22 protein-coding genes are annotated in these 26547 nt (G+C 41.4%); 18 read left to right on the top strand and 4 right to left on the bottom strand.

Features of this window, described 5'->3' with window-relative positions:
* The first annotated feature begins 49 nt into the window (after positions 1–49).
* The 8 genes from ACKPBX_RS04190 to ACKPBX_RS04155 all read left to right on the top strand — a co-directional run bounded on the left by ACKPBX_RS04190 (position 50) and on the right by ACKPBX_RS04155 (position 9705).
* Positions 50–2161, top strand: coding sequence for a DUF8426 domain-containing protein (locus ACKPBX_RS04190; RefSeq protein ID WP_319996095.1), 2112 nt, complete (start codon positions 50–52; stop codon positions 2159–2161).
* Positions 2151–3212 (top strand): 5-methylcytosine restriction system specificity protein McrC, encoded by a 1062-nt coding sequence (locus tag ACKPBX_RS04185; RefSeq protein WP_319996094.1) that lies wholly within the window; start codon positions 2151–2153, stop codon positions 3210–3212. Before ACKPBX_RS04190 ends, ACKPBX_RS04185 begins: the two co-directional genes overlap by 11 nt.
* 188 nt (positions 3213–3400) lie before the next feature.
* The gene (locus ACKPBX_RS04180; RefSeq protein WP_319996093.1) at positions 3401–4294 is read left to right on the top strand and encodes an SDR family oxidoreductase; all 894 of its coding nucleotides are present in this window, start codon (positions 3401–3403) and stop codon (positions 4292–4294) included.
* Positions 4295–4738: 444 nt separating this feature from the next.
* Positions 4739–4951 (top strand): oxidoreductase, encoded by a 213-nt coding sequence (locus ACKPBX_RS04175; RefSeq protein WP_319996092.1) that lies wholly within the window; start codon positions 4739–4741, stop codon positions 4949–4951.
* Between the two features lies 1 nt (position 4952).
* The gene (locus tag ACKPBX_RS04170) at positions 4953–5309 is read left to right on the top strand and encodes a beta/alpha barrel domain-containing protein (RefSeq protein WP_319996091.1); all 357 of its coding nucleotides are present in this window, start codon (positions 4953–4955) and stop codon (positions 5307–5309) included.
* Between the two features lie 284 nt (positions 5310–5593).
* A complete protein-coding gene (locus ACKPBX_RS04165) occupies positions 5594–6757 on the top strand; it encodes a DNA cytosine methyltransferase (RefSeq protein WP_319996090.1) in 1164 nt (387 codons plus the stop codon).
* Positions 6758–6781: 24 nt separating this feature from the next.
* Positions 6782–8869, top strand: a complete 2088-nt coding sequence (locus ACKPBX_RS04160) for an ATP-binding protein (protein ID WP_319996089.1) — start codon at positions 6782–6784, stop codon at positions 8867–8869.
* Positions 8866–9705, top strand: a complete 840-nt coding sequence (locus tag ACKPBX_RS04155) for a hypothetical protein (protein ID WP_319996088.1) — start codon at positions 8866–8868, stop codon at positions 9703–9705. Before ACKPBX_RS04160 ends, ACKPBX_RS04155 begins: the two co-directional genes overlap by 4 nt.
* A gap of 356 nt (positions 9706–10061) precedes the next feature.
* Here ACKPBX_RS04155 and dcm read toward each other — a convergent pair whose 3' ends face one another.
* Positions 10062–11357, bottom strand: a complete 1296-nt coding sequence (gene dcm / locus ACKPBX_RS04150; protein ID WP_319996087.1) for a DNA (cytosine-5-)-methyltransferase — start codon at positions 11355–11357, stop codon at positions 10062–10064.
* 191 nt (positions 11358–11548) lie between these two features.
* Here dcm and ACKPBX_RS04145 point away from each other — a divergent pair, with 191 nt between their 5' ends.
* On the top strand, positions 11549–13096 hold the full coding sequence (locus ACKPBX_RS04145) for a Sau3AI family type II restriction endonuclease (protein WP_319996086.1): 1548 nt from the start codon (positions 11549–11551) through the stop codon (positions 13094–13096).
* A 43-nt stretch (positions 13097–13139) separates the two neighbouring features.
* On the opposite strand, the gene ACKPBX_RS04140 is transcribed toward ACKPBX_RS04145, so the two are convergent.
* On the bottom strand, positions 13140–13559 hold the full coding sequence (locus ACKPBX_RS04140) for a very short patch repair endonuclease (RefSeq protein ID WP_319996085.1): 420 nt from the start codon (positions 13557–13559) through the stop codon (positions 13140–13142).
* A gap of 781 nt (positions 13560–14340) precedes the next feature.
* Here ACKPBX_RS04140 and ACKPBX_RS04135 point away from each other — a divergent pair.
* The 7 genes from ACKPBX_RS04135 (at position 14341) to ACKPBX_RS04105 (ending at position 22789) form a co-directional block, all read left to right on the top strand.
* Positions 14341–15339 (top strand): LacI family DNA-binding transcriptional regulator, encoded by a 999-nt coding sequence (locus ACKPBX_RS04135; protein ID WP_319996084.1) that lies wholly within the window; start codon positions 14341–14343, stop codon positions 15337–15339.
* Positions 15340–15433: 94 nt separating this feature from the next.
* Complete coding sequence (locus ACKPBX_RS04130) at positions 15434–17119, top strand: alpha-glucosidase (RefSeq protein ID WP_319996404.1); 1686 nt, start codon at positions 15434–15436, stop codon at positions 17117–17119.
* Entirely contained in the window at positions 17112–18533 is a 1422-nt protein-coding gene (locus tag ACKPBX_RS04125; protein ID WP_319996083.1) for a PTS transporter subunit EIIC, read from the top strand. Before ACKPBX_RS04130 ends, ACKPBX_RS04125 begins: the two co-directional genes overlap by 8 nt.
* Positions 18534–18832: 299 nt before the next feature.
* A complete protein-coding gene (locus ACKPBX_RS04120) occupies positions 18833–20284 on the top strand; it encodes an MFS transporter (RefSeq protein ID WP_319996082.1) in 1452 nt (483 codons plus the stop codon).
* Between the two features lie 406 nt (positions 20285–20690).
* Complete coding sequence (locus ACKPBX_RS04115) at positions 20691–21359, top strand: PI-PLC domain-containing protein (RefSeq protein ID WP_319996081.1); 669 nt, start codon at positions 20691–20693, stop codon at positions 21357–21359.
* A 139-nt stretch (positions 21360–21498) separates the two neighbouring features.
* The gene (locus ACKPBX_RS04110; RefSeq protein ID WP_319996080.1) at positions 21499–21885 is read left to right on the top strand and encodes a hypothetical protein; all 387 of its coding nucleotides are present in this window, start codon (positions 21499–21501) and stop codon (positions 21883–21885) included.
* On the top strand, positions 21821–22789 hold the full coding sequence (locus tag ACKPBX_RS04105; RefSeq protein ID WP_319996079.1) for a CehA/McbA family metallohydrolase: 969 nt from the start codon (positions 21821–21823) through the stop codon (positions 22787–22789). The genes ACKPBX_RS04110 and ACKPBX_RS04105 overlap by 65 nt, the downstream gene beginning before the upstream one ends.
* Before the next feature lie 82 nt (positions 22790–22871).
* Here the strand turns inward: ACKPBX_RS04105 and ACKPBX_RS04100 are convergent, their stop codons facing one another.
* Positions 22872–23366 (bottom strand): hypothetical protein, encoded by a 495-nt coding sequence (locus ACKPBX_RS04100; protein WP_319996078.1) that lies wholly within the window; start codon positions 23364–23366, stop codon positions 22872–22874.
* 299 nt (positions 23367–23665) lie between these two features.
* Here ACKPBX_RS04100 and ACKPBX_RS04095 point away from each other — a divergent pair, with 299 nt between their 5' ends.
* Entirely contained in the window at positions 23666–24076 is a 411-nt protein-coding gene (locus tag ACKPBX_RS04095) for a zinc finger domain-containing protein (RefSeq protein WP_319996077.1), read from the top strand.
* A gap of 48 nt (positions 24077–24124) precedes the next feature.
* On the opposite strand, the gene ACKPBX_RS04090 is transcribed toward ACKPBX_RS04095, so the two are convergent.
* The gene (locus ACKPBX_RS04090; protein WP_319996076.1) at positions 24125–25342 is read right to left on the bottom strand and encodes an HAD family hydrolase; all 1218 of its coding nucleotides are present in this window, start codon (positions 25340–25342) and stop codon (positions 24125–24127) included.
* A gap of 469 nt (positions 25343–25811) precedes the next feature.
* On the opposite strand from ACKPBX_RS04090, the gene ACKPBX_RS04085 reads away from it, so the two are divergent.
* On the top strand, positions 25812–26534 hold the full coding sequence (locus tag ACKPBX_RS04085; RefSeq protein WP_086627535.1) for an amino acid ABC transporter ATP-binding protein: 723 nt from the start codon (positions 25812–25814) through the stop codon (positions 26532–26534).
* The last annotated feature ends 13 nt before the right edge of the window (positions 26535–26547 follow it).

Genomic DNA, 26547 nt, shown 5'->3' with positions numbered 1-26547 from the left:
CTATGATAATTACTTCAAAATTTACAATGATTGATGGGAGTGTATGTGAGTGGATGACGTTCAAAAAAGAATTGATGATTTTAAAGAGTGGTCAGCAGAAAACTTGGGGGAAAAAACAGGTCTTTGGTATGCCCCTTACTTAGAAAGAATTGGTGAGCTGCTGAAAAAATTCGAATTTGAAGATACAGATGATTTAAAGGAGAACTTTTTTTATTATGGTACTTATCAAGAATTCGAATCAGTTTACAGAAAAATATTTGGGGAATCAGATATAAGTGTCGAACTGATAATTAACGGAAAAAATTTGCGTTACCCTAAAGAGAGCGTTTTGAAAATAAAAGATTTCACTCAAAAATTTGCGCAGCATACTTTTGAAAAAGGCGAGCGGAGTAAACCTGAAAATTTTGGGGGAATACCTAGTTTGGGTACTATTTGCCGCGCATATCTCAGATTTTTGTATTATCATGAAAACCCGCAGTTAATGTACCCAAAGAAAAATGAAAAAATTAAAACGCAAGAAGGTATTGTAGACGACAGCATCAACTATTGGATATTTTCCGCGGGTGAACAATCTTTAATGTGGGAGGAATTCTATAATTCTGCAGTAATGGGTTTAGGATGGGATTATCTCGGTAATTTGGCGGACTATTCAACTCGTGAAAGCATAGAGGCGAAAATGAGAGAGATTCGGGGTGATGGGATTCATCCGAAAAATGACTCTAAGGCTGTTTGGGAATTTTTACATGATGTTCAAATCGGGGATGTCGTCTATGTCAAGAAAGGAACAAAAAGAATTGTAGGTCGGGGCATAGTGACCAGTGATTACTATTTTGACAATTCATCAAATTCCTATAAACATCGAAGGACAGTCGATTGGACAAACAAAGGAGAATGGGATCTACGGGATGCCATTGCTCAAAAGACATTAACCAAATTCAATCAGTCCACAGATTGGATTGATTATGCAGAGCGTCTCATCAATGGTGAAGAAATACCGGATGAGAAGACGAAATTTATAAAACAATTTGAGCTTTGGTTGGCCAATCAGAAGTTACCTTCCGGTGAAGTGATGGATGAAAAAAGCGTACGCAGTAGAGTGAATGCACTTGTTGAGGCTGAGAAGATACTTGGTAAGGGCATCTTCGGGGAAAGCGATCCAAATATGCTGGAAGATTTAAGAGATGAAATGCTAAAAAATAGAGACACTCAAAATAATCGCGTTGTAATCACAAGTTCATTTGATTATTATTTGCGATATTTGGAATCTCGTCCTGTAGTGAAGGAAGAGATTGAAGCGTACACTAAAAGAGAATTTCTTAATGATGTTTTTATCGACGAAAAAGGATATGATCGACTGGTTTCGTTGCTTCAAAACAAGAAAAATCTTATCTTGAAAGGAGCGCCTGGTGTAGGGAAAACGTTTATGGCAGATCGCCTAGCCTATTCAATGATGGGATCAAAAGATGATAGTCGTCTCCAGTTTGTCCAATTCCATCAAAGCTATAGTTATGAAGACTTCATTGAGGGATTTCGTCCTAAAGAAGATGGTGACGGCTTTGAGAGAAAGACAGGTCCTTTTGTTAAATTTGCGCGAAAAGCAAGCGAGGATAAAGACCGTGACTATTTTTTCATTATAGATGAAATCAATCGAGGGAACATGAGCAAAGTTTTTGGAGAATTAATGATGCTGATTGAGTCTGATAAAAGAGGCAAGTCCATAAATCTTTTGTATTCAAATGAGCCATTTTCTGTGCCTGAAAATCTTTACATCATCGGTATGATGAATACGGCAGACCGAAGCTTGGCGTTATTGGATTATGCATTGCGCAGACGATTTGCCTTTGTGGATGTCGTACCCGCGTTTGATTCAATGGGATTTGAACGATTCGTCTCTTCGTTGGATAATTCAAGCGAGTTTCGCCAAGTAATAGGAACTGTAAAACAACTTAATAAGGATATAAGGAATGAATTGGGTTCCGGATTTGAGATAGGACATAGCTATTTCGTTGATGATGCCTATAAGATAAGCACAAATCAACGTCTGAAAGAAGTGATAGATTATGAAATCGGCCCCCAATTAATGGAGTTCTGGTTTGATGATCCCGAAAAAGCAAAGCAGTGGATAATTAACTTACAGTCGAGTATGAACTATGAAGAGTAAAATTCCCATTCGTAATATTTATTACATGCTGGCCTATACACATGATTCCTTAAAATTTCAAGAGTTCAAGCGAGTTGGAGAAGAAGAATTTGAGAATGTTCTTGAACTTTATGCTACTATCTTATCTTTGGGTGTTCCTTCTTTGATTCGTGCCGGGTTGCTAAAAGAGTACAGGGTTTTTACTGAACAAAGTGGAGTTGTTCGCGGTAAGATAAACTTATCAGATACGATTAAGAGCAATTCATTGATACGAAAAAAATTGATAGTATCTTATGACCAGTTTTCAGAGGACAATTTGTTGAATCAAATCATAAAAGCGACACTTGAAAATTTTCGCAGTCAAAAGAGAGTTAGCACACCAATACGAAAGAAAATATCCTCGCTGTTGCCTTATTTTGCGGATGTCTCTGATGTTCAATTGGATTTGAGGCTTTGGGACGGAATCATATATTCGAAACAAAATATTCGCTATAATTTTATGGTGGATATATGCCGTTATGCATTTGAGCAGATTTTAATTGATGAAAGCCAAGATGATTTTTTACGAAAAAGCGTTAATGATAATCGGAAACTCTCTGCGTTGTATGAGAAATTTGTTTATGAATTTTACAGGAGAGAATCTCCATACACTGTCACGCATAACCAAATTAATTGGCTAGTTAGTGATGGATACACATCTGCCTTACCCAAAATGCAAACGGATATCGTCTTAAGAGATGGAAAAAGTACTCTGATTATTGATACTAAATTTTATTCAAAAAATATGGCGCAGAGTTTTGAAGGTGCTGAGTATAAGCAGTTAAGCAGTAATCTTTATCAGATGTTTGCGTATCTAAATAACTGGAGCATGATAACAGACGCAAATGTTGGTGGTATGATTTTATATGCAAAAACCTCAGATGAATATCAGCCAAATCATAGTTACTGGATAAAAGGACAGAGTGTCGTAATTGATGTTATTGATTTGGATCAACCATTTACGCAAATAACTGAACAGCTATTAAAACTTGCTGAAAAATCTTTTCTTAGGGTGAATAAGGGTTTTAAATAGTTAATGATTAAGTCTAAAGAATAGATAAAGAGCGACAAAAGAGATAGAATATTTGGTTTCATAAGAGGGGTAAATCTTTCAATGTAAGATTCATCTGACTAAGTGGTGTCTGTCCGCGGAGGTTTATCATTTCCAAATTGTAAGTAAGTGTATTAGACTATTATTACAAAGGAAAAGGAGTGATTTAGATGACTGAACCTATTTTGAAGGATCCAAGAGAGTTGTATCACACTGGAAAATTTGCAGATCAGGATCAAGACACCCCAGCTTTGCAAGCTAAGATGCTGCCGGAACCCGATTGCGGGGAGGAAAGCTATGTGGGCAACCACCTGTTGGAGAATCGCCGTGTATTGATCACTGGTGGGGATTCCGGAATCGGCCGGGCGGCTGCGATAGCTTATGCCAGAGAAGGCGCCGATGTGGCGATCCAATTTTTCCCTGGCGAAGAACGCGATGCAGAAGAAGTCGCCGAATATATAGAGAAGGCCGGCAGGAAGGCTGTATTGCTTCCATACGACCTTCGCGATGAATCCAAGTACCAAGAAATAATCGATAAAACCGTCAAAGAACTAGGTGGATTGGATACACTTGTATTGAATGCCGCCCAACAGATCGCGCGGGAGTCCATTTCGGAGTTGCCGTTGGAACAAGTCAAAGACACTTTCACCGTCAACATCATTTCGATGTTCGGACTGGTGAAAGCTGCTGAACCACATCTGCCGGCGGGAGGCGCAATCATCACGACAACCTCAATCCAGGCTTACGATCCCAGCCCTCATTTGATGGATTATGCTGCAACCAAGTCAGCGATTGCTAGCTTCACGATCAGTTTGGCGAAACAATTCGCCAAGAAAGGCATCCGCGTGAACGGCGTGGCGCCGGGTCCAATCTGGACACCGTTGCAACTGGACCAAGGACAACCGGAAGGTGCTTTGCCGGAATTCGGGCAAAAAACCTTGTTGGGTAGGGCGGGACAGCCGGTCGAACTGGCGCATGTCTATGTCTTCCTGGCATCCAACAACGCCAGCTATGTGACCGCCCAAATCTATGGCGTGACCGGTGGCGACGTAATCGATTTGTGATTTCTGAATCATCGATCGGAAATTGTTGAAGACACTGTACAGAAAAAGTAATTTCAAAACAAGAAGAAGGACGAGAGCAGCCAGGTGCTCTTGTCCTTTTTTTTCGTCTTTACTTATGCGCTTAACGGCGGTATCCAGCGGTATGCTGTAGCCCATTAGCAAGAAAGCACACCGCTGTTTGTGGCTTTGCCGATTGTCATTGTCTTGACTGCATTCGTCCTCTACCTGATTTGGAACAGAAGGATCATAAAAAATAAGTCCAATTTTTTAAAAAACTGGCGTATTACATGCTCTATCCACATCAAAAGGGATAGAGTTTTTATTTTGTGGAAATGAAAATCATGGACAAGGCCCATGGTTTCGGATAGCCTCCGTCAGTGTAAAAAAATTCTCACTAAGTGTCAGAATATATTCGGTTTGCCAACCAATAAATATTCATGACTTATGAGGATTCAGCTGCATGGCGCGCACGGTTATCTGATCAATCAATTTTTGCCCCCACTGACCAACGAACGGACGGATGCATACGCCGGTTCGCTAGAAAACCGTTACCTGTTTGCAAAAGAAATCATCGAGCAAATACGCGGCTCCTTCAAAGGTTCCTTATGGATCAGATTATCCCTGACAGCATACGCTGATTCAGAAAAAACAAAATAGCTTGAAAGATTGGAAAATAATCGGGAAATGGCTTGAAAAAGACGGCATCGATTGCATCGATGTTTCCTCAGGAGGGCTTCTTGACAAGAAACCGAACATCCCCGTCCGCCCAGGCTATCAAGTCCCTTACACCACCGCGATGAAAGAAGCCGTTTCGATTCCGGTATCCGTGGTCGGCCTATTGGACAATCCTGGCTTGTGCGAACAAATCCTGCAAACCAACCAAGCAGACCTAATCCTGCAAGGCAGAGCGCTTATCCGCAACATCAACTTGTTAGCTGAGGCAGTGGAAGACCTTCGCGACATTAATTTCGAAGTGTACAATCATTCTTACCAAAGAGGGCAGAGAAGAAGTTAGAGGGTTGTTGTTCCTGCGATGGAAAGTGTGATGTGGTAATCAGAGCAACCTGTTAAAATAGATTGAAAAAAATCTCTCAGGAATTCATAATTCTAAATTTTTTATAAAAGTCTGTTTATTATAATTGGAGGATTTCATTCAAAAAAGTGGCTTTTTTTTTATTTATTCTGCGCTTTCTTTATTCATGATTCAGTATTCGAATCATGTTACACTAATAAATTTGTATCAATTTTATCTAAATTTTGTTAAAATCTATAGTAATAGAAACTTTAGGAGGCTTATAGATGATTAGAGTAGTTGACTTATTTTCAGGAGCTGGCGGGTTAACTCTAGGTTTTAAAAATAAGATTCTCAACGATACTTTTGTGAAATCTGACGACTATAACATTCTATTTGCTAATGAGATAGATAAGAATGCATCTGATGCCTTTTCGTTAAACTTTCCGCAAATTCCAATGTTGAACTGTAGTATAACGCAGATAACACAAAACTATTTAGTTGAAAATAATATTGAATATTCCGATGTTGATTTAGTAATTGGAGGGCCCCCATGTCAATCATTTAGTACTGTTGGAAGACGACAATACGATGAGAGAGCCCAGATGTACAAGGAATACCGAAGAATGTTGTCTTTTTTGCAACCAAAGGTATTTCTTTTTGAAAATGTAACAGGGCTTATGACTATGAAGAATGCTGAAGGCTTACCTGTACTCGAGGACATAAAATATGAATTCAGCGATTTTTCTGATTTTGGCATTAACTTATCTTATGAGATTAAAGAAAGTGTAATGAACGCCAAACATTTTGGTGTTCCACAAAATAGAGAAAGAGTATTTTTAGTAGGGATGCGAAGAGACTTAGAGAGTGAATTCAATTGGGAGTTTCCAGATGCAGAACTTATTTCAGAAGATGAGTTTTTAACTTTGGAAGATGCCATAGGCGATTTGCCTGAATTAGGCAATGGAGAAAAAAAGGGATATTACGAAAGTAATCCATATACTTTTTATCAAAAATTGATGAGAAATAATTCGGTTGAATTAACGCATCATGTTAATGGCTTAAATGGAGAAAGAATGTTGAAAATTATGAAGACTGTTACTCCCGGAAAAGGGAAAAATTATATTAATGAACTTGTTGAAGCAGGAAAGTTAGATGAAAAATATTTTTTAACTTCCGGATATCACAATACTTATGGGAAACTATGGTGGGACAGACCAAGTTCAACAATTACAAACAATTTGTCGACACCTTCTTCATTAAGATGTATTCATCCTATTCAAAACAGAGCACTAACACCCAGAGAAGGTGCAAGAATACAATCATTTCCTGATACATTTCATTTTATTGGGAATAAAGAAAACATAAATAGTCAAATTGGCAATGCTGTCCCCCCGCTTTTGGCTATGGCAATTGCACAGAAATTAACGTCTTTCTTTGATAATTTTTGACATAACTGTTCACGGGGAGGAAAAATGGAAAGTAATAATAATGAAATATATTTTAATTTTTCTTATTACGCTTTAAACTTATTAGGGAAACAAATGTATACAAATAAATGGAGTGCTATTTCAGAACTAGTTGCGAATGGTTTAGATGCTGATGCCTCGATAGTTCGAATCTATATCAATTCTACAATAAAAGACAAATCTACTATTGAAATTTTTGATAATGGTAGCGGTATGAGTTACTTTGACTTAGCAAATAAGTATGCATTAATAGGGAGAAACAAAAGACAAGAAGATAGCGAAATATCTGACAAGGTAAAAGGCAGAAAAGGCGTTGGAAAGTTAGCAGGACTGTTTCTTTCTAAAAAGTACTATATTATTACAAAAAATAAAGGAATAGAATCCGCTTGGGTTTTGGATTCAAAAGAAGTCAAGGACTCTGATTTACCAAAATTAGATAAAATTGATGTTGAGAATGTAAGACTCGAAAGTCAGAAGATTTGGGATACCTATAGTCAGGGAACACTCATTAAATTAACTGATGTTGATATGACCAATTTTGCTGAAAAAAAATTAGATGGATTAAAGAGGAGAATTGCCGATTATTATCTGTTGGACGAATTAGGGGCGAGAATCGAAGTTGCATATGTCACAAATTCAAATGAAACCATTGATTTTCAAATAGTAACAAAAGAAGTAGCCTTTAAGAACTTCTACGCTTTTTTTGAAAGTGAGAAAAATTTAAAAAGCAAAGAGTTGAGTGCGGCTATACCTATTAAAAATAGTGGGATAGTAGAGTTAGATGATAAAAAGCGAAATGTGATTCTTTTGACTCCGGAAACTATATCATCGAATTTTGCAATTAAAGGGAAAAAAGAATTTATAGGCTTAGATGGGGGAGAGGTAAAAGTTCCATATGAGCTGAAGGGTTGGATTGGTATCCATGCTACCATTAATTCTGATGAAGCTCGATTAAATGATACTCGTTTTATGAAAAATGAGGTCTATAGCCCAAACAGATTAAAGCTCTATGTAAGGGATAAACTAGCTGTGGAGAACTTCCTGGAATATTTGAATAATAATCAGGCTTTTTCAAACTATATAGAGGGCGAAATATCTTTTGATGTTTTAGATGATGATAGATTACCAGATATTTCCACGACTAGCCGAGAAGGATTGTCTAAGGATGATGAAAGAGTTCAACTTTTAATTGACATTCTAAAAATTATTGTTAATAAACTTATTAGGGAACGAATTAATATTAGGCAAGTAATAAAAGGAGAAGCAGATGCTATATATGAACAAGAATTAGAGAATCAAAAAGCAGCTAAACAAAGAGAGCAGAAGGCTAAAGAAGAAGAGAGAAAGGCAAGGAAATCAGCGGAAGAGCATTCACAGCGATTAAATGTAGAGAACAGAAGTCTAAAAGACGAAAACATGAGTTTAAGTACACAAAACAAAATGAAAGATATTTTACTGAATGAAAGTGATCCTACAAGACAAACTTTATTAGTTCATGAACTAACGGGAGTTAGTAATCAAATTGATTATGTCATTGACGATATGGCTGAAGATTTCTTTAGGACTGAAGAATATACTCGCATTGCTCCTTATTTGGCGGATTTGAAAAAAAGTTCAGATAAATTAACAACAATAAAACAACAGTTTTTGAAGCTAAATGATTATGATATCATAGGCAAACAAAATATTGATTTAAAAGGTTATCTTAGAAGCTATTTCGAAAATATTCATTTATCAAGAACCCATATAAAAATTGCAATTACTAGTAGTTCCTATTTAGCTAAAGTGGAGATTTTTGAATTAGGAGTATTACTGGATAATTTAGTATCTAATGCTGTTGAAAGAGAAGCTAGTTTTATTGAAGTGATATTTTCAGATGCTCAAAACGAATTTCACGTCATTTCTGATACCGGGCCAATTGAAATTACACCAATAGATAATATTTTTAATTTGGGAGTTAGTAGTAAGAAGAATGGTACAGGGATAGGAATGTATTTATCCAAGGAAATTTGCGAAGATTTTGGCTGGACAATTTCTGCTAGGTCTCAAAAGAGTATTGCGGACTTTACAATTAAACTGGGGGCGCACAAATGAGAGGGAAAGTAGAAATTATTTGGCTAGAAGATAACCTAAAGAATAGAGAACATACCAGCAAGATTAAATCAGTTAGAGAAATAATTGAAAAGAAAGGTTACGATAGTAATATTGAAGAAATAAGTGAACTTGAAACTGCTAAACAAATGTTGTCAGATCCAGAAAGACGTGTGGATTTCTTTATTTCTGATTATAATTTAGGTGTTGGTGAAACTGGGTTAGAATATTTGCTAGAAATAAGAAGAAAAGGTCTATATAAGCAGTTTTTTATTTTGTACTCTAAAAATGAATATAATGAAATTCGTAATGGTGTTATTGATAAGTTAAAAGAAAATAACATTGAATTATTTTGTAATTTTACATTTATTTCCTTAGCAAATAGCTCCCCTCAAATGATAAAACAAGAATTTTCCAAAGCTGTTGATATTAGTCTTAGTCGTTGGGATGAATTAAATGCCATTAGAGGTTTATATATGTGTGAACATGCTGAATTAGAACTACTATTAAGAGAAAAGTATTCATGCTTTGATGAAAATAAAACATATAAGGATTTGTTTTATCGGTTAAAAAAATCAACTACTCCTGCTTATTTAAAACGAAGTAAAAAAATATATGAGGATTGGTCTGAACTAATTGAATATAGAAATTTATTAGCTCATACGTTAGAAGGATATGATATTAAGAATGGTTTCTATATAAAATCTGCTTTGAATGAACAAATTATTATTTATGAAAATCAATTAGATAAGTACAGATTAGACTTAAAGAACTTAAAGAAAAAGATAATTTTTTTGATTAGAAATCCCAATCGTCCATTTCCACATGAGTGGCATTGATTTTTTATTTAGAAATGCATTCAGTATTTTTGTTATTATTGTTACAATAATAACAAAAATATTGAAAAAATTAGATTCTTGCTTCATTTATACGAAATTATTTATAACAAACGTGATGGATTGATTAAAATCTCTTAAGGCATTTATATTACCGGCATTTTCCGAAATCTTCATTATAAATTTCCGGTAAGGTATAATTCAGTCAGATTTCAATCAGGATTTACGCTCATTAACTGTAACATCAAAATAAGCCGTCCAAGGGTTTCCTGTGGCGGATGTTCAGAATATGCACTTTACCACAAAAAAGGTTCCAATCACCCGATTTGGTGATTGGAACCTTTTTTTATTAACTTTATCTAATTATGTCCTAGATTTATTTGTATTAGCTCTTCTCCAATTCTTCTCACTATCTCAGTAACAAGTGCATTTCCCATAAAGAACATACGCATACGATCAGAAACATCTACTACTTCTCCAGTAGATATTTTTTTGTACTTCGTCCAGTCATCTGGGAAATCCTGAAGTCTTTCAGCCTCTATAGGTGTTATTAATCGATAACGCCCATTTATCTTCAATAAATGGGTTGAACGGTTGATAGATCCTTCAGAAGTCAACATAGTTCTTCCTGGCATAGATAAATCGTCAAATGGGGACATACTACCTTCAGAAAATGTATATGTATGGCCTTCTATAGAGGTTCTTTCAATTTTTTTAGGACCACGTAAGTATTCAAATTTTTTAATTCTACTGAGGTCTGTTAGAAAGTATTTGTCATCTATTTCATTTTCAGCTTGAATTATTTCACCTAGAGTTATAGGTTTCTCATCACCGGTAGGTTCTGTATCAATAGTAAAGTATCTTCCATGTCGCATTATTCCAGTATTCCAAACAGTTCCCGTAAAATTATCAGATACTTCAACTATGTCATCAGACAGTTCATGGGATGCTTGACGATTCTTATAGGGTTTTTTTTGAACAGGAAATTGTCTCGCAAAAAGCCCCTTATTGAAAATATAGTCATCATATAAATGCTCATCAAATAAGATATTTGGCTCATTCGACTCGAACTTATTATCAATATTGTGAGCAAAATCAGTGTCATTCCGGTAAACAAAGAAGAATACTCTACGCCTTCTCTGGCTTCTTCCGTACTCGGCTGCATTAATAACACGCCATTCCACAGAATAGCCAAGTTCATTGAAAGAGGCCAGCATAATAGCAAAGTCTCGCCCTCTCTGCTTAGAGGGGGATTTTAACAAGCGATCAACGTTCTCTAAAATAAGATATTTGGGTCTGATATGGTTAGTCGCTCGGATAATTTCCCAAAATAAAACCCCTTTCTTACCTTCAAGTCCCATTTCATGTTTCTTGCTTCGAGCAACAGAATAGTCTTGGCAAGGAAATCCTCCCACTATGATATCTGCGTCCATTTTTTCAAAGACTTCATTAGGAATTTCTTCAATATTTTCATTAATATTTATGCTATTCGGGAAGTGATAATCATATACTTCAAAAGCATCTTGAGTTTTTCTAGAAGGCTCCCATTGGTTTGCCCACTTTGTTTCAAAAACATTGGAATCAGCATTTTCTAAACCAACTCTGAAGCCCCCAACGCCAGCGAAAAGTTCCAAGACTTTTAATTTTTTTGTCATTAAGAGAACATCCTTTCGATTTGCTATCGATATTATACACCAAAATCTAAAAAAGATCAAGATCGAATTCTTAAAATGTTATAATCATAGTGATGATTATAACATTATCTACAATATATAATCCGCTATTCAATTCAATTCAATTCAATTTATGAGAGTAAGAACTGCAAACTTTTTTGGGAGGCTCATGTATGGAAGAAAAAAAATGGAGTTCAGTAGAGGAAGTTCATAGTCATGCACAGGATGCAATTGGAAAACTAGTCAAAAGTTTAGTCACAGAGACGACACTTCAAAAGTATTTTGACAAGCCTGACAATAAAGGCTGGATAGGGAATGCTATCGAAAGAGATTGGTTCGGTATTCCAAATAATTCAAGACATGAAGCGGACATACCGTATCTTGGGTTAGAGATAAAAGTTACTCCAATAAGAAATACCAGAAATGGATGGAGTGCCAAAGAACGTCTAGTTTTAAATATTTTCGATTTTAAGGATGAATATAAGAGAGACTTCGAGCGTTCATCATTCATTGAGAAAGCAAATCTGATTGAGCTTATATATTATGAATATATAAAGGGAAAAATAGGTCCAGAATTCTTTATAACAGCTGCAACTCTTTTCGATTTAAAAAAATTACCTAAAGAAGATATTCTGATTATTAAGCAAGACTGGGAAATCATAGTGAACAAAATCAAAGAAGGTAAAGCTGAAGAGTTATCAGATAGTTTGACAAAATATCTTGGAGCAACAACTAAAGGTTCAAAAACAGAAAAAAATATGACCTCGCAGCCTTTTAGTGACAAAAAAGCCCATAGACGTTCTTTTACATTGAAAGGAGCGTATATGAGTGAAGTTGCTCGTAAAGTGATGGCTGGTGAACACTATTGTGAAGAAAAAATTATTGAAGATATCGATGAGCTAGAAGTTAAATTATTTGAAGACATCGTTTTAGAAAAATTCAAGCCCCACATCGGGAAGACTAAGGTGGACTTGGCCAAAAAATTGGGTGTCGATATCCCGAAAAAGGATGATAAAGCTAGTTCAGCAGTATTGGCCAAAAAAATGTTGAATCTGCAGGGCGATATAGAAGACACCGAAGAATTCAAAAAAGCAGATATATCTGTGAAAATCGTTACTGTCGATGCCGCTAATAAAAAGACAACTGAGGGTTTTAAAATCATTATTCCAGGACAAAGCGTGATTGATCCTGCGAAATTATATAATGAGAAATGGGAGGAATCTTCTTTAAGGGAATACCTCTCATCTTATCAATTTTTGTTAGTCATTTTTGAAAGGACAACAGAGGGCGTCTATTTCAGAGGTGCAAAATTTTGGCATGTCCCATACGATGATTTAGAAGGTGAGATAAAGCAGACTTGGGAAGAGGCAAGAGATAAACTCATGAAGGGTGTTCGATTAGAATATAAAAAACTAAATAAACCCACAAAAACTGGTAAATTGTATGAAGTGACCAATGACTTACCAGGGATGTCTTCAGGAGAAATATTGCATGTTCGCCCTTCTGCTAAAGTTGCATGCTATTATGACGATCCTCGCTACGCCATGAAATTGCCAGCTAAGTCTAATTGGATAAATCGGCCTGAGTCCACTGATTGGGAGGAAGGGAGAAAACCAGCCGAAATGGTTGTCAATGAATTATCAGATGAGTACATGACAAAACAAGCATGGTGGTTGAACCGAGATTATATGTATTATCAAGTGCAAGAATTTTTTGAGTAATCAACTTCTTTGATAAATAACTGAATTGTTTTAGATTAGCGGTCTATTTATAGATTTCATTCATGATTATAGCTATGCAATCATCAAGCTGTTTGATGACCTGTTTTTCCCAAAAGTGTAGAGGAGTCCATCCTAGATTAAGTAGAAGTAAATCATTTCTTTTATCACGTGCTATGTTCTCTTCTATCTTTTCAATCCAATAATAACGATTTCTATTGAGTCGTTTTTTTCGATAACCCCAATTTTCGCCACGCCAGAACTCACCATCAACAAAAATGGCGATTTTATATTTGGTGATAGCAATATCAGGAGAACCAGGCAGTATCTTATAATTTTTACGGTAGCGTACTCCATTATTCCATAGTGATTTTGCAAGCAGGATCTCAGCTTTTCCACCTTTCAGATGAACATTTGCCATTCTTTTAGAAGTTTCTGGTATAGTCTTTAACTTTTTATGTTTCATAAGTCATTCCACCTTCAAATAACAATATCTGATTTGTATTGATTATATCACGAAGGAGCCTTTTGTAATTTCAAGTTATTAATTGCTCCTGATACTAAAACATCACTGGAGTGTTAAATATTTCAGATAGGGCGTATTTCTATGTAAAATAAGAACTAATTTAGGGCTAAAAGAAGTTGGGTGCAGTTCCACAAAAGTGCATGAAACAGCTGATGGGCCCATAGTAAAGGTAATCTTATAAACTTCTCGGTTCTGCAAAAAAACGGGAAGGAACTTTCATGGGGACGGTTCTAACTTATTGGTGGAGGATTTTATTTCGGAAGGAATTTGGATATGGATGTTTCATTCGATGAGCAGGAGGTGATAATGTCGTGTCGGTTTGCGTTGCGATTTTGGAAAGAGGAAACAATGTAGACACAATGGGCAATAATCGGGATGATGGTGGTCGTTGAAGGGTATCCGTTGTATTGTGGAATGAAAAGGACTTGGGTAGGTCTTCCTGGAATCCAACAATGCCAGCTACGTGATTGCCAAGATTTATGGTGTGGCGGCGGCGATGTGATTGACCTTTAATTGGACTTGCAGATGCAAGATATCTAATCGATTTTTGACTAAAATTGCAAAAGAGGAACGGGAGCATCTCTGGACTGCTCCCGTTCCTCTTTTTGGAGCCTACAGCATAAAAACAAAAAAATTCCAAAATCGCAGTTGACTTTCGGAATCGGTTCCATTATACTCTGTTTATGAAATCGATACCACAAACATGAAAGGAGTGATTCGCATGGCGACGATCAAGGACGTTGCGAAAAAGGCCGGGCTGTCTGTTTCAACAGTATCCCGGTATCTGAACGATCATCCTTATATTTCCGATGAGAAGAAGAAACGCATCAAAGCCGCGATGGATGAATTGAACTATTCGCCCAGCATGGTGGCGACACAACTGCGCTCCAAAAAAGGCACCATGATCGGGATCCTGGTTTCGCGCATAACGAATCCATTCTTCTCCTACCTGGTGGATTCGATCGAGAAGAACAGCAAGCATTTGGGCTACAACGTGTTGGTCATGCAGACCTACGATGATCCGGCGGCCGAGCTGAAGATGCTGGAAATGCTGAAACAGCAGGTGATCACAGGTTTGATCATGTGCTCAGTAGAAGGCAATCCCGATGTGATCGAAACGTATCAAGAGTACGGACCCATCGTTTTCTGCAACGAAAGGATCCCAGGTTCGACGATTCCGCAAGTCTATACGGATCAGGAGCAGGCAACTTTTGAAGCCACAAACTACCTGATCGGGAAAGGCTACAAAAAAATCGCCTACTGCACGGGCGGCAGCCTGACAAAGGGCGGCCACGGAAATGCCCGGACAGCGGGATTCGAGAGGGCGCTTTTGGAAAGTCGACTTCCGATGAAGAAAGATTGGATCTTCAAGGAGGTCCATACCATCGCGGATGGCCATCAGATTGCCGAGAACATTTTGAGCTTGCCGGCAAGCAACCGCCCGGATGCGATCTTTACAGGCAGCGATGAAGTGGCCAGCGGCATTCTGCAGAAGTTCCTGGAGGCAGGGAAGAAAGTTCCCGAAGATTTGGCGATCATGGGCTTCGACAATCAGCCGTTCACGGCGATGCTTGCGGTCAAGTTGACGACGATTGCGCAACCGGTCGATGCATTGGGAAGAGAAGCCACGAAGGTGTTGGTAGCGCAGATCGAAGAGACTGCTTATCAGATAGATACGAAAGAACTGAAATTAGAATTGATCAAACGGGAATCCGCTTAGGCGGGTTCTCAAAAAACAAAAATGTGGTATCGATACCATAAACGGAGGAGTCAGCATGAATAACGCAACCAAGGAAAGAAAGGGCAGTGAACGCATGGAACAAAAGCAGTGGTGGAAAGAAGATGTCGTCTATCAGGTTTATCCGAAGAGCTTTTATGACAGCGACAACGACGGCAGCGGGGACATCAAAGGAATCACAAAGAAATTGGCTTATCTGGAGGAATTGGGGATTACGATGCTGTGGATCTGCCCGATCTTCACTTCACCGATGGTCGACAACGGCTACGACATTTCCGATTACCAGGGGATCCAGCCCGAGTTCGGTTCGATGGCTGATTTTGAGGAATTGTTGGATGAAGCCAAAAAGCGGAACATCAGCATCATCCTGGATCTGGTCGTGAACCACTCCTCAGATGAACATGACTGGTTCAAGCAGGCTTTGCGCAATCCGGCAAGCGAATACCGGGACTATTATATCTTCAAAGAAGGCAAGAACGGAAACCCGCCGAACAACTGGCGGTCCATTTTCGGCGGCAGCGTTTGGGAAAAGGTTCCGGAAGATGAAAACCTGTATTACTTCCATACCTTCGACAAAAGACAGCCGGACTTGAACTGGGAAAATCCAGCCTTGCGCGAGGAAATCTACGCGATGATCAATTGGTGGTTGGAGAAAGGCATTGCCGGCTTCCGCATCGACTCCATCACCTTCATCAAAAAGGATCAGGATTACAGCGATATGCCAGCCGATGGCGCAGATGGTTTGGCCAGCGTGAAGCACAAAGGCAGGAACCGTCCGGGAATCGCCGACTTCTTGGCGGAACTGAACCGGAAAACTTTCAACAACTATCCATGCGTTTCTGTTGGCGAAGCGCCCGGTGTGACTTATGATGAATTTGACCAATACATCGGGGAAGGCGGCTATTTCAACATGATCTTCGATTTCCATTATGCGGATATCGATGTGGAGAACGGCAGCGAATGGTTCCGCAAGACCGACTGGAAGACGAAGGAACTGAAGGAACTGATTTTCGAAAGCCAAAAAGCTGTCCAAAAAGCCGGCTGGGGAGCGAACTTCCTGGAAAACCACGATCAGCCGCGGTCCCTTTCTAAATACATCAAGGATGAAGCCTATCAGAACCAAATCGGCGCGAAAGCCTTGGGAACCCTCTACTTCTTTTTGCGGGGGACGCCATACATTTATCAGGGTCAAGAAATCGGCATGAAGAATTTCAAACGGGATTCGATCACTGACTTCAATGATGTGTCCAGCCTGGATAACTATCCGCGCGCGGTGCTGGAGGGCTTCACCGCGGAAGAATCGCTTGCTTTTGTGAACCAACGCTCCCGCGACAACGGGCGCACGCCTTTCCAATGGGATGCCACGAAAAATGCCGGTTTCAATGAGGGAACAGAACCTTGGCTCAAACTAGTCGGCGATCACGAAGAAGTCAACGCTGCGGATCAAGTGAACGATCCGGATTCCATCTTCAGCTTCTATAAACAGATGATCCAGCTCAGAGACCATTCTGTGTATAAGAATACGCTGATCTATGGAGCATTCAGGTCGTTGGAGACGCCTGATGATGTAATCGGCTATGAGCGCATCGGGGATGAGGTCATCCAGATTTTTGTGAACATGAGCAATCAGGAAACCGCAGTAGAGAAGGTTTCCGGAGAAGTTTTATTGAACAACTACGAAAACATCGAACAATCCGGAACGCAATCGACTTTAAAACCATACCAAACCATCGTGATCAGAAAGGATGAAGAACATGTCTAAATTGCCGAATTACCAGGAGATTGCCAAAAAAATAGTAGCGATAGTGGGGGACGATAATATCGTCTCCGCTACCCACTGCGCGACGCGTTTGCGTCTGCAGGTGAAGGACCGCAAAGCGATCGATGACGATCAGGTGGAGGAAGTGGAAGAAGTCAAAGGCGTTTTCTATAACGCCGGCCAGTATCAGATCATCCTCGGAGCCGGCATCGTCAATAAAGTATACGCTGAATTGCAAGCGCTATATTCCTTCGGCGAAGCTTCCAAAGACGAGATCGCGAGGGATGAATCATCGGCATTGCAGCGGGGAGTCCGCAATATTGCGGATATCTTTGTCCCGATCATCCCGATTCTGGGCGCAACCGGACTGTTCCTGGGACTGAAGGGCGTGCTTTTCAATGAAACCGTACTGGGCGCGATGGGGCTTACGCCTGATGCCATACCAACTTGGCTGAGCGCCAGCGTGACCGTGTTGACGGACACAGCCTTCGGTTTCCTGACCGCCTTTATCTGTTGGTCGGCGTTCAAAAAAGTCGGCGGTTTGCCTATCATCGGCTTCCTAATCGGTTTGATGCTGGTTTCGCCGGCCTTGCCGAATGCTTATGCCGTAGCGGGCGGAACTGCTGAACCGATTATGGCTTTCGGTGTCATTCCATTGGTCGGTTACCAAGGCTCCATTTTGACTGCCTTGATCACCGGGATCATCGGCGCCAATCTGGAGAAGAAGCTGCGTAAGGTGATGCCGAACGCGATGGACCTAATTTTCACGCCGTTTGTGGTCATCCTGGTTTCCGTATTCATCGCGCTGTTTGTGCTCGGCCCCTTGGTGCACGGGTTTGAAGCTCAGGCTGTCAAACTGATCGAGATGTTCCTGCATTTGCCGTTTGGTATCGGCGGCCTGATCATCGGTTTCCTCTATCCGATAGCGGTCATGACCGGAATGCACCACATGTTCATCATGATCGAAACGTCGCTGATCGCTTCAACCGGATTCAACCCGCTGATCACAGTTTGCGCGATGTACGGCTTCGCGAACGCTGCCGTGTGTCTGGCGATTGCTTTGCGGACAAACAGCGCCGCCGTAAAAACGGCCGGCATTTCCGCGACCGTTACCCAGATGCTGGGCATCAGCGAACCGGCGCTGTTCGGGGTCGTGATGCGCACCGGTATGAAGGCGATCGGCGTGATGTTGGCGAGTTCCGCTCTGGGAGGCATGGCCCTTTCGCTGCTAGGGATCCAGGCGAACAGTTACGGATTGGCGGTGTTGTTGTCGCCGCTGATGTATATTTACGATCCGTACCAATTGACGATGTATGTTGTGATCGGCATCGCTACCTTCATCCTGGCCTTTGTGTTGACGAACGTGCTGGTGATGGGGAATGAAACAATTGTGACGAAGGTCAAAATACAGCATTAATTTTCAGACCAACTATCCACAGTAACATATGGATAGCTGGTCTTTTTGGTATCGTTTACATAATTGGTGGATCAAGAACAGGACAGATATCGTGAAAAACGTTCACAAATTGTTAATAATAAATCCGTTGTATGCGCAAAAAATGCGTGGTATATTTTGTGTGTAAATGTTACGTCGTTTCATTTGAAAACGTTTATCGTTTTTTAATCGCAACCGAGTATCGCAATGTGATATTGTTTCTATCCATTTTATCAACTGGTTCGGCGTCGATTTATCAATATAAGAAAAGGGGTCATGAAATGCAACACGCAAGCGCAAATAAAGTACAAAATGTAACCGATGACAAAAAAAATGTAAGGGAATTCGGATTACTGGATAAAATAGCCTATATGGCGGGGGATATGGCAAATGACTTGTTCTTCATTTTCTCAAGTTCTTTCTTGATGTTGTTCTATACAAAAGTATTAGGAATCAGCGGAGCAGTTGTCGGTACGTTGTTCTTGTCAGCACGAATTATTGATGCTTTTACCGATATGGGTATGGGACGTCTCGTTGATACCCTGAAGCCTTCGAAAGACGGCCGCTTCCGTGTTTGGATCAAACGTGTAGCACCATTCGCTGTTATCGCCGGTTTCCTGATGTTCTTATCAGTCGTTCAAAACTGGTCTATGACTGCAAAAATCGTCTACATTTTTGTTACGTATCTGTTCTGGGGAAGCATCTGCTACACAGCGATCAACATTCCTTATGGATCGATGGCATCCGTAATCAGTGAGAAACCTGAAGACCGTGCATCACTTTCTGTATTCCGCAGCATGGGAGCCAGCATTGCCAGCATCTTCATCTCATTCTTTGTTCCTTTGTTCGTCTATACGACTGATGCGAACGGTGCACAAGTAGTCATTCCGGAACGCTTCACGATCATTGCTGCAATCTTTGCAGTGCTTGCTTTCGCGCTATATCAGTTCTGCTATCACTTCACGATCGAACGTGTACAGATTCCGCAAAAACCGGCAATTGAAAAACAATCTTTCGGTAAAGAAATGGCTGTTCTTGTCAAAGGCTTATCAACAAACCGCGCACTAGGCGGAATCATCGCTGCAGCGATCTTCCTGTTGTTGTCCATGCTGTTGGTGAACACGATGAACGCATATCTGTACGCTGATTATTTCAAGAGTTCCAAAACATTGGCTGTTGCCGGTATCCTTGGTACTATCGGTACGCTGATGATTGCACCTTTTGCAAATAAAATCGCTTCTCGTTTTGGTAAAAAAGAATCAGCGACAGTAGCGTTGTTCTTCTCAGCAGTTGTATATGCAGTCCTGTACTTTATGCATACGGATAATGTAATGGTCTTCCTTCCGATGGCATTTCTTGCAAGTCTGGGAATGAACTACTTCAACGTTGTTATCTGGGCATTCATCACAGACATCATCGACTACCAAGAAGTCAAAACCGGAAGTGCGGATAGCGGTACAGTATACGCCGTCTACTCCTTCTCAAGAAAACTTGGACAAGCATTGGCTGGCGGATTGGGCGGTTTCGCACTGGCTGCTATCGGTTATGCATCAGCTGCGGCAACACAAGAAGCTTCTGTTCTTAACAGCATCTACGATGTGGCTACACTCGTGCCGGCTATCGGGTACACAGGCGTTGCGTTATGTCTATGGTTCATCTATCCGTTGACTAAGGAAAAAGTTGCAGAGAACGTGGCGATCTTGTCAGAACGCCGTAAACAAGCAGCAAAATAATATGAAGTAAGCTCGTTAAAGGGGCACCATCCTGTTGATCAGGGTGGTGCCTCTTTTTTGTGTGCTGTCTTTTTTTAATGTCTGACCGTCAGCTCCGGCCAAGCGAACTTTCGCCGTAGAAGACGGTCCTATTTCATCCCCAACTTCGGCGAACAGCGGCTGACCGGAGCTGAGGGTCAGATCATATCCGCTCCTCCGGCCAGGCAATCCTTCACCGGAGAAGGCGGCCATTGTGACTACCGCAGCCCAATCCATTTGATGGCACTAAATTTACATCCGCACAAAAAAATACTTCGTTTACAAAGATGCTACAAACTTCGTGTATATTTCATTGTATTTTGACGGGATATTTACAATGCCTTGCTATAGTGAATTAATAAGCAAAATGAAGGAGGTATCATCAGAATTGTCCTATCTAACAGCGCAATCCGGCAGTGATGGATTGGCGGACAACAGCATGGAGTTTGTTGGGTTCTTCTGCGACAAACAGGAAATTTCCGCCATCAAAGTTGATGTTCGGATGAACAAGGAACACCAACTTGTTCTGCACCACGATACATTGGAGGAGGGACAGTATTATGTCGCCTTGGAAGATGTGTTTGCGTATATCGCCCGGAAAAACAGCCCGATCCGCATCAATTGCGACCTGAAGGAAACAGGTCTCGAAGAGGCCGTGTACGGATTGGCCAACAAGCACGCACTTTGGCCGCAAGTGGAGCTGAGCGGAACGGTAGCCTGCAGCTATCTGTTAAAGTGGAGCAATCAGATTTTGATGAACATCGAAAACGGTATGGATGATTCATTTCATGGCGAACACATCGGGCGATGGGGAGAAAATGTATTGCTCGAAGCATTGGTCAAATTATCCCGAAGCCATGCAAGAGTCATCAACATCAATCATCAGTTGTTCACGGATGCCGTGCAGGAAAAAGGCAAGCAGTTAGCGTTGGAATTTTCCTTGTGGACTGTGAACGACTTGAACGCGATCGGAAATTACGAAAAGGAAAATATCTACAACATCACGACCAGAAAAGCCTGGAGCTACATCCAACAGAAAGGGGGGCAGGCAGGATGAAATACCTCAATCCAAAACGGATGTACCGAAGTTTCAGGAAGGTCTTCTTTTTTGAGATGCTCATTTTCGGTGTTGTTGCGCATCCGTCACACTCACGCAATAGGTGCCTTTCACAGCTAATCAGCAGGAGGCACTTTTTGTGGTTGTGAATAGAGAATTATCCAAGGGAGGAAATATGATGATCCAAATGCACACAAGAATAGAGTCCATGGAAACGATAGTAGAGAAGGAAATGGTTTTGACGCCGGCCGGCCATCAGAGGCACAACAAGATTCCGTTCGTGCTGACGAAAGCCTATCAGAGTCTGTATGCAAACTTTTCCTTTTCGACGCAGCGTGTGGATCGAGAAAAGGCTTTGGTCATCATCTCTCAGGTGCTCCCTGACTTTTTTGCGGGAACATCCGCATTGTCTGACTTGGACCAAGACCAGGTCAGACTGACGATTCAAGGAGGAAATTTAAGTGGACTATTACGCAATCGAGCTGCACGCGCACACGAATCACAGCGATGGCGGCTTCACGACTGAGGAACTGCTGGGAAGCGCCCAGAATTTCGGCTATGACATCCTGACGATCACGGACCACAATACGGTCGCGCCTTATGAGGAATGGAAAAATAATCGGCACTGGTCGGGCGATATGCTGGTCATTCCAGGGATCGAGTGGACGACCTACCTAGGCCATATGTTGGTCATCGGTTCGAAGCAGATGATTGATTGGCGCAAAGCTGATCGGGATACAATCGATTCCCGCATCAGCGAAATCAAAGGCAGTGGCGGTATCGTAGGCATTGCCCATCCTTTTTCGATTGGCAGTCCAATCTGTACCGGGTGCCGATGGGAATTTCAGGTGAAAGATTACGACAACGTCGACTTCATAGAATTATGGAACCGGGTCAATCCGGACGAAAGCTTCCGGAGCCGATTGGCATACGAAATGTGGACAGATTTGCTGAAGAAAGGCCACCGGATTTCCTGCAGCGCCGGACGTGATTGGCGCCGCATCGAAAGCGAAATGGACAACACTGCTCTGACGTATATCGGATTGCAGGAGCTGACTGAGGACGGCGTCAAGGAGAGCCTGGAGAACGGCAACTTTTACATCACGCTCGGTCCGCGGCTGCAGATGCAGATCGAACAGAATGAGCGTTTTCATCACCTTGGGCAGGAACTCCAGACTGGAGAAGCGCGGATGCATGTCAGTCTGGAATCGATTTTACAGGAGAAATTACGGAACTTCGGCTTCAAAGGAGAGCGGCTCGTCGTCATCCAAAATGAGAAAGTCATCAAAGAAATCGAGCTGAAAGAAAACCAGTCAAGGGAAGTTCCGCTTACGCTCCAACCGGGGTATGTGAGGCTGGAATTGTACGGGGAAGCGAAGGGCGAAAAGGATCGGCTGTTGGTGATTGGCAATCCGTTCTATGTGGTCTGAATCGGGCTGGCGTGCCTGCCATCCCGCACATAAAACAAACAAGAGGCTCCCTCAACTGAGAGAGCCCCTTGTTTGTTTTACTTCATTCAAACTGGACAAAAATGTCCAGATCATAAGGCGTATAGGCTGTTTCGACTGTTTTTGAATCATCCGAATAGACTTTGTAGCGTCCTCCGGTGACATAGACGAATGCGGTGAAATCCTTTTTTCCGTAATAAGGGCTTATTTCGTTCCACTGTTCTTCAGGAAGTTTCCCAAGGGACAGGCCCTCAATCATAAGGTTGCCGTCTTTGATGGCCACGTTCAGCGTCGTGACTTGTTCGTATTCGTAGATCCGCCGATTTGTCCGAGCAATCGCTTCATCCTCAAGACCTCCGAACGGTTTGCAGAAGGGATCTTCCAGGATGATGTGCTGCGCAACTTTCTGGATAAGGCTGTTATCCGCGAACAGTGCACTGCTTTTCCAGCGTGTCTGAAACAGTATTCGGCCAACGCCGTCGTTTGCATCTTCTGAAGCGTCGGCAACAGGCCGAGCCTTTTCTTTAGGCCTTTTTTTGAAAAAGTCGCGTATACCCATGATACATCTCCGTTCATTTGTAATAGTTCCTTCAATTGTATCACAGCGCCACCAAGTTCGGAATTGCGGAAAGAAATGTGTAAACAGACCGATCGGACATAGAGGATCTTTTTAGGACGGTCACTCCTGCTCGCTGCGATAGAATCCAATGCATATTAACGTATGTCATCTGTCCATATTCGGTTATTCTTAAACTTTTAGAACCAAGTGCTGTGCTATAATGGAACAATAGTGCTTGTTACTGAAGCGTTTTTTCGGCTCTAGGAACAGGCAAACGAAGAACTAAGGGGATAAGCCGATTGGAAAAATTGAAAAGAAAAATAATGAATTTTATGCGCGGAAGATACGGCGCGGATCAGCTTTACAATGCGTTGATCATTTTGGGGATGGTGTTGTACTTTTTGGGTGCAATGACAGACTTGGGTGTGTTGGTCTTCGTGGCGCAACTTTTGATCTTCTGGGCGCTGTTCCGAGTCTACTCGAAAAAAATCAATAAACGTGCTGAAGAAAACCGCAAATTCCTGAAGTGGTGGCAGCCGAACCAGAAAAAGCTGAAGTTGTTGTTCAGAAGGTTCAAGGAAATCAAAGTGGCCCGTTTCCGCAAGTGTCCTAACTGCAGGACGACATTGCGTTTGCCCGTCAAACGCGGTAAGAAGACAGTCAAATGTCCGACCTGTCATCAAAAATTCGAATCCCGCATCATTCTATAACCAAAAAAGAAGCCCCGCCAATAAAAATTGAGCGGAGGCTTCTTTTGTTTATGCTTCGTGAATCAGTACTTCTTCTTGGGTTCCCAGAAGGATTGTCTTTTCGGAAGGGCGTAGGCTGCCTTTGTTTTCGTCGCGTCCCTGCAGAACGATGCGCGGGTTTGCGTCCTCGATTGTGCGGAATGCTTCGCGCGCCAATTTTTGGGTGTCGTCGTTCATGTAGCGGTTGAAGAGGACGCAGAGTTTGGCGTCCTGCAGTTCCACCATCATATCGTAGTCGCCGGTGCTGTCCCCGAAGAGTATCAGCGGCTGTTTTTCGTTGTGCTTCGGCATCAGTTGTTCCGTGATGACGGCTGTTTTGCCTGGGCCTTTGGTGATGTTTTTGCCGGGTTCCATGCACGGTTGGATCAGGCCGTTTTCATCCTTGTTGTAATACATGCCGATGACGTGCTCGTTGTCCAACCCGTAACCGAAGTCCGGATGCGTTGCGGCGACTTGGACGACATCCACAGGTGAAGCCGAAATGACATAGACGACGATGTCGTTCGCCTTCAGGACGTGATAAAGTTCCTTCAATTCGGTAGGGAACGCCAAGCCTGTATCGTAATGGGATACGATGACGCCGGCTTTGCTCGGCAATTCAGCCGGGCTGGTCAAGGTCACGCGTTCAAATTTGCCGTACTGCAACCAATAAGAGATGGATTGGTAAGCAAGTTGGCGCAAATCTTCGCTGGTGCGTTGCGCGAAAAGGTAAGTCATCCAGGGATAGCCGGCTTTTCTTTTGAAATCGCCGTTGATGACCGTGTAGAACAGACGGATTTTTGCGGCGAATTCTTCATAGTAAGAAGTTTTTTTAGCTTCTTCAAGAGAAAGGGTACCGCCTTGCAGAAAGCCCTCATAGTTATCATAGAGCCAAGCATAGGCCGATTTGATATCGTCAGCGATATTGCCGATAGTTGCAAGCGGATTGGTCTTATCGAGGAGCGTCGCCTCTGTTGCACCGACATTTTCGAGGCCATCAGTCAAAATCGCGTGGAACTGATCGGGCGTCAAACGGTAATCCAAATGCAGCAACATGTAAAGCATCAAGGTATCTTCTATATCCATGATGGCGGAAGTATTGTCGAAATCAAATACAACGTATGGAGGGTCAGCTGGGTCGAATGAGCTGTTTTGGTTCCCGTAGGCAGCAATGACAGCATTCAGCGCTTGGTGCGTATGCGGTGCCCAGTTTTTGGAAGAAAGAATTTTATTGTGTTTTTCTGGCAAATTAAGTACCCCTTTATCATGGAATTTTCATCTGCAGTCATTTTATCAAAAAACTGCTGAAAGAGATACTGAAATGTGTCCATTTCGGCTGATCCAGTCCACAACCGCGAAATGAAATGAGAATTAACAATAAATTGTTCGTTAGGAAATATATTGTTAATGGCGCTTTATTACTCAATAAGTTTCATTTACGCGGATTTGTCTTTATGAAAGCAAGTTCTGTGGAAGTATTTCTCATAAAAAAGGCATAAAAACGGCTTTTTTTAAAGATTAGGTTAGCATACAAGAAATCGATGTTAGAAAACCTGACATTTTCACGGAACAATTTAATTGATTTTTAATCATGCTTTCATTATAATTTTGCTTAATGGTATAATAATAAGAAGCGGTCCTTTCTTGATAAGGATCCAATCCATGCTCTTGAAATAATAGTAGTATGATGACGAGCACAAAAGGGGTTGAGGCAAAATTGATTAAGTTAGAGCACGTAAATAAGTATTTCGGCGCCAACCATGTGTTGAAGGATATCAACCTGGAAGTTGCCGAAGGGGAAAAAGTGGTCATTATCGGTCCTTCAGGTTCCGGTAAAAGTACAACGGTGCGTTGCATGAATTTCCTCGAAGAACCTACAGATGGAAAAGTTTTTATAGATGGCACAGAAGTCACAACAAAAAACAAGTTGGATATTGTGCGCCATTCCTCTGCAATGGTTTTTCAACAATTTAATCTATATCCACATATGACAGTGTTAGGGAACCTGACAATCGGCCCTATGAAGCTGCAAGGCAAATCCAAAAAAGAAGCGGAAGAAATGGCTTACGAATATTTGGATATCGTTGGCTTGCGCGAAAAGGCGAATGTTTATCCTTCAACGCTTTCAGGCGGGCAACAACAAAGGGTGGCAATTGCAAGAGCGCTTTGCTCACAGCGAAAAATCATTCTTTTCGATGAACCTACTTCAGCATTGGACCCTGAAACGGTTCAGGAAGTATTGGACGTCATGATCAAGCTTTCCAGCATGAACATCACGATGGTTGTCGTGACGCATGAAATGGGCTTTGCGAGACAGGTTGCTGATCGGGTCATCTTTATGGCTGATGGCATGATTGTAGAAGAAGGCACTCCGGAGCACTTCTTCGATAATCCGACACATGAGCGGACGAAAGCATTCCTGGGTAAAATTTTAAGATAACCGAACTTTTCGG

This window comes from Trichococcus shcherbakoviae (assembly GCF_963666195.1).
Taxonomy (GTDB): domain Bacteria; phylum Bacillota; class Bacilli; order Lactobacillales; family Aerococcaceae; genus Trichococcus; species Trichococcus shcherbakoviae.
Note: the sequence above shows the minus strand (reverse complement) of the source record. Positions and strands in the feature narration are given on the sequence as shown.